The organism is Pseudomonas oryzihabitans, assembly GCF_032027545.1.
GTDB lineage: Bacteria > Pseudomonadota > Gammaproteobacteria > Pseudomonadales > Pseudomonadaceae > Chryseomonas > Chryseomonas oryzihabitans_F.
This window is the reverse complement of the sequence record NZ_JAVSJB010000100.1, coordinates 1-558: the sequence shown is the minus strand read 5'-3', so window position 1 is coordinate 558 and position 558 is coordinate 1. Positions and strand designations below refer to the sequence as shown.

The following is a 558-nucleotide window of genomic DNA, read 5'->3' as shown; positions in this document are numbered from 1 at the left end:
TCCGTGCTGTCATCCGAGAAATGCGAGCTGACCCGCAGGGTTTCACCGGTCTCTCGTACCTGGATGTACAGATCGTCCGACTCTCGCCACACCCGTACGTCCGCCACGTTCAGCCCATCCAGCCGGATCACGTCCTGCTTGTTGGCCGTGGTGTCGTTGTAGGCATAGTTGTAGATGGTGTCCTGGCCCGAGCCCTTGCCAAACACATAGGTGTCCGAGCCATAGTTCCCTTCCAGATAGTCGTTGCCCGAGCCACCGTCGAGGACATCATTGCCGTTACCACCGGACAGGGTGTCGTTGCCGGCGCCGCCTTGCAGGGTGTCGTTGCCGTCTTCACCGTACAGGCTGTCACGGCCTTCGCCCCCGTCGAGCACATCGTCACCGCCACGACCGTACAGGCTGTCGTTGCCGGCCAAGCCAGTGAGCGTATCGGCCGTGGCATAACCGGTCAGGGTCTCACTGAGCTCGCTGCCCCGGGTGACCCAGGCCTTGAGCTGGTCGCGATCCCAGGCCGTGCCATCGGCAAACTGCACCTGGTTAATGGCATAGCCATAGAGG

At 62.0% G+C, this 558-nt stretch carries 1 protein-coding gene; it reads right to left on the bottom strand.

Annotated features, from left to right (window positions below; all coding sequences use genetic code 11):
* Positions 1 to 558 (bottom strand): calcium-binding protein (locus RND78_RS27895; RefSeq protein WP_312733467.1); only part of this gene is annotated, 558 nt, incomplete at both ends.